The following is a 6,876-nucleotide window of genomic DNA, read 5'->3' as shown; positions in this document are numbered from 1 at the left end:
TCAGATCGCCAATCTCGGCACCAGCCAGATCGTCGCGCTGACCTCGTCGCAGGTCCGCGCCCTGACCACCAACCAGCTCATCAACGGCCTTACCACCAACCAGCTGACGGCCCTGGAAACCCGCGATGTCGCGGCACTCAAGACCAGCCAGCTGGTCGCGCTCACCAGCAGCCAGATCGCGATCGTCCTTGGCAGCAGCCAGATCGCCGGGATCGGCACGTCGCAGGTTGCCGCCCTCACCACCGCCCAAGTCGCCAGTCTCGGCACCGCCCAGATCGTCGCGCTGACCACGGCGCAGGTCCGCGCACTGACCACCAATCAACTTGTCAACGGCCTCACCAGCACCCAACTGCAAGCGATCGAGGCGACTGATGTCGCAGCACTCAAGAGCAGCCAGATCGCCGCTCTGAGCACTACTCAGATCGCCAACCTCGGCACCTCCCAATTCGCGGCGCTGACTTCTTCACAGATCGGCGCACTCACGGTCACCCAGATCACAGGCGGCCTCACCACCAACCAGCTCAGCACCATGGATGCCACCGAAGTCTCGGCATTCAAGACCAGCCAGGTAGCCGCGCTCACCACCAGTCAGATCGCCATCGTCCTGCGCACTAGTCAGATCGCCGGCATCGGCACGTCGCAGATCGCCGCCCTCACTACCTCCCAGGTGGCCAGTCTCGACACCGCCCAGGTCGTCGCACTGACCACGGCGCAGGTCCGCGCACTGACCACCAATCAGCTCGTCAACGGCCTCACCACCACCCAGTTGCAGGCGATCGAGGCGACTGATGTCGCGGTACTCAAGACCAGCCAGATTGCCGCCCTTGCCAGCAGTCAGATCGCCAACCTTGGCACCGCTCAGGTGGTCGCGCTGACCACGACTCAGGTCGGCGCGCTCACCGCCAGTCAGATTGCCAGCGGCCTCACCACTGCCCAAGTGAGAGCGATGGAAGCTGCCGATATCGCAGCTCTGCGAACCAGCCAGATCGTCGCTCTGACCACCGCGCAGGTTGCCGCACTCACGGTCACCCAGATCGCCAGCGGCCTCACCACTGCCCAGGTAAAGGCCATGGAAGCCGCCGATGTCGCAGCACTCGGTACCACTCAGCTCGCCGCACTCACCGCCGCTCAGGTTCCCGTCCTGACCCTCAGCCAGCTCGCCGCCATGAGCACCGCTCAGACCTATGCCCTCAAGGGGATGTTCCTGACGACCACACAACTCGCCGCCCTGACCACGGCTCAGGTCAACTCCGCTTCGACGCCCCTGATTCTTGATCTCAACGAGGATGGCAAACTATCGCAGAGCATTTCTTCGGGCGTTCAGTTCGACCTGTTGGCAACCGGCGACAAGATTCATACCGGCTGGGTTGCCAGCGGTGACGGCCTCCTGGTCATGGACCGCAATGGCGACGGAACCATCAACGACGGCGGTGAATTGTTCGGATCATCGGTCACGCTGGCCAACGGCGAAAAGGCTGCAGACGGCTATGTCGCCCTGAGCGAAATCGACAGCAATGCCGACGGCGTCATTAGTTCGGCAGACGATCATTGGTCGGATCTGGCAGTCTGGGTAGACGGCAATTCGGACGGGATCAGCCAGTCGGGAGAACTACGTTCCCTCGAGTCGCTGGAAATAGTTCAACTCGACCTGAATGCGACGAGAACTGCGGTGGTCGATGCGGGCAATATCGTCGGACTGATTTCGAGTTACCAGACCACCGATGGGACAAGTCACGAGATGGCTGACGTCTGGTTCGCAACCGACAAGAACTCCGCAATCCAGGCAGCGCCGCCTACCATTGCGGCGGCGGCGGATCTCAGAGCGAATGTGGGCAACATGCTGCAGGCCATCTCCTCGTTCAACACCGGACAGGCAGCGCCCGACCCGAACGCTTTTGGTACCAGCCTCCTGCCTCAACTCGCCCCGCAGGCAAGCATTGCGGCCTTGTTGCAGCAATACGATCCGAACGGCAATCCGTTCGGTCCATCCCAGGCTTCACAGACGGTGGCGACCAACTCGCTGACCAATCCGCCAAGCCTGGATGCGATCACCAAGGGCATGCTCGCGACAGGTAGTTAAACAGCGGTTCAGCCATGCAGCGGGGCCTTTTCGGCCCCGCTTCCTTTTTTGGCTGAAGATGTCTCATGCCATCCAGGACAGTCTGCCGATTGATCGGAAGCTGTGCGTGCAGCATCCGTCTGTCGCCTGATCTGCAGCAAGCGTACCCTCTGAACCGATGATCTTATTCAATTATTACAATCAGTTATGATTACCCTGCAAAGATCGCCGAGGCCCGTTTTCAGGATATAATCCAGGCTCGTTGTAACCATGAATTCGGGATGGCAGCCTTGAGGGGAGTGGTAGTGCGCGACGATGTAATTGTTTCTCTGCTGATGCAGGCATGGAACGGGCAACTCGAACTGCTGCAACTCATCGACCAGTGCAGCAAACTGGAGCAGGAACGGCGCGCGCCCCTGGCAGCGATCCTCTACCAGACCTGGCTCAAGAGAACCCCTTCAACCCACGCCCATGCGGCGTACTTCAACCTCGGCGCAACGCTGTCGAATCTCGGGGATCTGGTGGCTTCGGAAGAGGCTTACCGGCAGGCGATCGCCCTGTCTCCTGGCTTCATTCAACCTCGACTCAACCTTGGGCTGGTCCTTGAGCGCCGGGGCTTTCTGGACCAGGCGGTAGAAGAGTGGCTATGGGTTGAACGCAATGTTCCCGCCGACACGGATGAATACAAGCCCTTCCTGCTGCTTGCCCTGAACAATCTTGGCCGGGTACTGGAGATCAAAAAGGAATATCGGGATGCCACAGACTATCTCGACAGGAGTCTGTCGATCGATCCCACCCAGTCGGATGTACTCCACCACTGGGTATTCCTGCGCATGAAACAATGCTGTTGGCCAGTTTATCGCCCCACCGGCAAGGTCAGCCCGGAACTGATGGAGAATTCCACCTCCGCCCTGGCCATGCTTGCGATGACCGATGATCCTGCGGTACAACTGGCCGCCGCGCGACGCTACGCGGACAAGAAGGTACTCAAGGATCTGCCATCCCTCGCCAAGCCAGGAGGCTACGGACACCGGAAAATCCGCATCGGCTACTGCTCCTCGGATTTCTGCCTGCATCCGGTCGCGATGCTGATGGTGGAGATGTTCGAATCCCATGACCGAGAGAAATTCGAGGTCTATGCGTATTGCTGGAGTCCGGAGGATGGCTCGGAGGTACGCAAGCGGGTGATTGCCGCCATGGATCACTTCCAACGTATCGATCAACTCGGCGACGAGGAAGCGGCTTGCCTGATTCGGGAACACGAGATCGATATTCTGGTGGACCTGCAGGGCCAGACTGCTGGTGCCCGAATGAACATGCTGGCCTACCGACCGGCCCCAATACAGATCACCTATCTCGGCCTGCCTGCCACCACCGGCCTCCCATTCATCGACTATGTCATTGCCGACCGCTTCCTCATCCCCGAAGAGGAAGCACGCTACTATTCCGAAAAGCCCCTCTATATGCCTGACATCTATCAGGTCAGCGACCGCAAGCGCGCGCTGGGAACCCCCCCTAGCCGGGCGAGCTGCGGGCTACCGGAAGACCGCTTTGTGTACTGCTCATTCAATAACAACTTCAAGTTCACCCCAGAAATGTTCAGCGTCTGGATGAACATCCTGCGCCGTGTGTCCGGCAGCGTGTTGTGGTTACTGGCCGACAATCCCTGGGCTGAAACAAACCTGCGTCAGGAAGCCATCAATCAGGGCATTGAACCCTCCCGCCTGATCTTCACCGAGCGGGTTGCTCCTGAAAACTATCTGGCCCGCTACCAGATTGCGGATCTGTTCCTTGACACCTTTCCATTCAATGCCGGCACAACTGCGAACGACGCCCTATGGATGGGCCTGCCCGTACTGACCCGGAGTGGACGTACCTTTGCGTCCCGTATGGCTGGCGCGCTGCTGACCGCAGCCAATCTCGGGGAACTGATTACCTACCAGCTCAGTGACTATGAAGAAAAGGCGGTTGCCCTGGGTCATCGTCGAACCGAATGCGAACGGATGCGGGCACACCTGATCAGAGAGCGCACTCAGGGAGTGCTGTTCGATACTCACTTGTTCGTACGCAATCTGGAAAGCCGGTTGTTGCAATTGACCATGCATCTCCCGACAACTTCATCGCCACTGTGAAGCAAATCTGACCTTCTTGAAAGGACCCCCGTGCATCCAGCACCAGCAATGCGACAAACCCCGCTCAATCAAATTCACAATCCGGATGTTCTCAACTTCATGCGTAGCGACTATACAGGCGTGGTGGAAGTGGGCTCCAGCAGTGGTGCTCTGGCGCGAGCCTATCGCGGCATCAATCCCGGCTGCCGCTATGTGGGCATAGAAATCGATGCGGACTACGCCGAAGCCTCCAGGCAGCATTGCACGGAGGTGATCCATGGCAATGTCGAATATTTATCTGCCGAAACATTTCACCAGCTGAGTGATGCCGACTGCTGGGTATTTGCTGACGCTTTGGAGCATCTTTACGATCCATGGCAACTGCTGGAGCGCATCAAGGCCAATGCGCGCAGCCGCACCGAAGTGATTGCCTGCATCCCGAATGCGCAATATTGGGGCGTCCAGTCCCGGCTTAACGCCGGCCTGTTCATCTATCAGGACTCCGGTCTGTTTGATCGTACCCATATTCGCTGGCTTACCCGCCTGACCATTATCGATCTGTTCAATTCGCACGGATTCCAGGTGCTCAACATGATTGCCCGTCTCCTCGATCAACCTACTGATGAAATGGCTGCAGCGATCCGGCAGATGGCACGTGCATCCGGTAACGATCCCGAGATGGCCCTACAGGATGCAGTCCCATTTCAATATGTGGTCAAGGCGCTAGCGGACGGCTGATGCAAACCGGGAAAACTAATGGCCCGACGCAGCAGGTAATGAATCCAGCATTGCACCCGGTCCATCTCTATCACATTGCCTACTCTGAAAAGACCCTTGCTGAGGCCCCTCCGGGTTACCTGATCCTGGACAATGTCAATAGCCCCAGAAATGATTGGCGTGAATATTGGCCGATTCGCAGATTCCTGATCGATGAAGATCTCGAAGAGCATGCGTATTATGGTTTCTTCTCACCGCGCTTCCAGGAGAAGACTGGACTGAGCCATGCCCAGGTGAAAAATTTCGTGCAGGCAGCCGGCACAGACATGGATGTGGTTTCATTCAGCCCGCAACCTGACATGGGGGCCTTTTTCCTCAATGTATTCGAACAGGAGGAACTGTTTTCGCCGGGTTTTATCGCGGCCAGCGAAACCTTCTTTGCGGCAGTTGGCATGCCGATCGGCTTGGCGCCGCTGGTCATGGATTCTCGGCAGATCATCTTCAGCAATTTCTTTGCCGCACGTCCCGCGTTCTGGCGCGCCTGGCTCAGTCTCAACGAGCAGTTATTTTCCATCTGCGAAGGAGAGGACAGCGCGCTCAAACAGTTGCTGATTTTCGAAACATCCTACCCAGGCTCCGTGCAGAGAAAAGTCTTCCTGATGGAACGTATTGCATCCATATTGCTGACGGTCGATCCCAGGTGGCGTGTCCGCGCTTACAATACCTTCGATTGTGCCTGGTCGGGTAGCCGCCTGAATCAGTTCAAGTTCGAAGCCGTGCTGAGCGACGCTCTGAAAATCGCGATGAGGGAGCAGGGGTTCCACGATTACAGGGAAGCGTACTCGCAGTTGCGCGACAAGTTGCGGGAATGAGGGAAGAAGAATCTTGCGATGGAAAACTCGATCATAATTATCAATGCTGCGGATATTCCCCCAGCCCTACAAATCGCCAGAAACCTGTCCTCGTATACCGTATACACATTCGACCCGATACTGGTTGACCCGATCTCGGCGAGCGGACTGAGGAACATCGTTTATACACCTTTTGATAATTGCCCGCTCTATCATGAACTGGACGCCAGTGCCCACTCTGCTGCGTTCGACCTGGAGAGGACTCTTGATCTCGAAGTCAGAGATATTGTCCCCGAGGTATCCATAGAGGGATGGCAGCATCTGAATCTGTATTATATTTTCATCACCCTCAAGTGGTACACGGCACTATGGGAGAATTTTGGTAACCAACTAGCCGGAACGAAGGTACACCTCTTCATCTGTGATACCCCTGGCTCATATTACTTCAATTCATTCATTCCCTCGATCTTGCTCTTGTGGAACCTGAAGTCCAATGACATCGAATTTTCAGGTTTTACCTATGGAAGCAAGGATGATGACGGCCATCTGATCCCTGAGTTACCAGAAGGAAATCAGAATGAAGAACTTGAACAGCTACTGATTCATTTACCGACATGCTGGTATGATATCAATTATTTTTTCCAGGAAATGATTTCGACCGGGAAAACACTGATCAATATCGAGGCAAAGAATTTCAACATCCCGTTACCCGCAATTAAAACCCTGGCACTGACCGAATTAGAGAGTACCCTCGCCAATTTACCGGAAGAGATCCGCACAAAAATAAATAATTTTTCCCGTAAATTAGCTGAAAAACTGGACCGGATATTGCAGCCACATCTGGTCATACCGAATTACCGCCAGCGCCAAACCCAACAAATCAGCAACACTTACTGTGCGCAGCTGGTCACCTATTACCAGCTTTCCAGGTATTTCAAAAACTCGAAACCATCAAGAATAGTGTTATCCGATCACGATGCCGGATTTCATGGCCCGATCATTTCTTTTGCACAGAAGCACTCACTGCCCGTCATTCTTCTACCCCACTCCAAATGCGTCAATGACATCGAGTTCAAATACAGGAACATCACGGTTCTCAGTCATCCGATACATGGCCAGGAAATTTTTGATGCCAACC

Annotated in this window: 5 protein-coding genes; all 5 read left to right on the top strand. The window is 56.0% G+C overall.

Features of this window, described 5'->3' with window-relative positions; genetic code table 11:
• A partial coding sequence (locus tag VSS37_RS16855; RefSeq protein ID WP_510952327.1) for an SPM autocatalytic domain-containing protein occupies nucleotides 1–2,080 on the top strand: 2,080 nt, incomplete at its 5' end.
• A gap of 284 nt (nucleotides 2,081–2,364) precedes the next feature.
• Nucleotides 2,365–4,191 (top strand): O-linked N-acetylglucosamine transferase, SPINDLY family protein, encoded by a 1,827-nt coding sequence (locus VSS37_RS16850; protein WP_324697079.1) that lies wholly within the window; start codon nucleotides 2,365–2,367, stop codon nucleotides 4,189–4,191.
• Nucleotides 4,192–4,239: 48 nt separating this feature from the next.
• On the top strand, nucleotides 4,240–4,908 hold the full coding sequence (locus VSS37_RS16845; protein ID WP_034946899.1) for a class I SAM-dependent methyltransferase: 669 nt from the start codon (nucleotides 4,240–4,242) through the stop codon (nucleotides 4,906–4,908).
• The gene (locus tag VSS37_RS16840) at nucleotides 4,908–5,759 is read left to right on the top strand and encodes a hypothetical protein (RefSeq protein WP_246149129.1); all 852 of its coding nucleotides are present in this window, start codon (nucleotides 4,908–4,910) and stop codon (nucleotides 5,757–5,759) included. Before VSS37_RS16845 ends, VSS37_RS16840 begins: the two co-directional genes overlap by 1 nt.
• A gap of 18 nt (nucleotides 5,760–5,777) precedes the next feature.
• Nucleotides 5,778–6,876 (top strand): hypothetical protein (locus VSS37_RS16835; RefSeq protein ID WP_324697078.1); only part of this gene is annotated, 1,099 nt, incomplete at its 3' end.

It is taken from the genome of Candidatus Thiothrix phosphatis (genome assembly GCF_035668035.1).
In the GTDB taxonomy this organism is placed as follows: Bacteria; Pseudomonadota; Gammaproteobacteria; order Thiotrichales; family Thiotrichaceae; genus Thiothrix; species Thiothrix phosphatis.
Note: the sequence above shows the minus strand (reverse complement) of the source record. Positions and strands in the feature narration are given on the sequence as shown.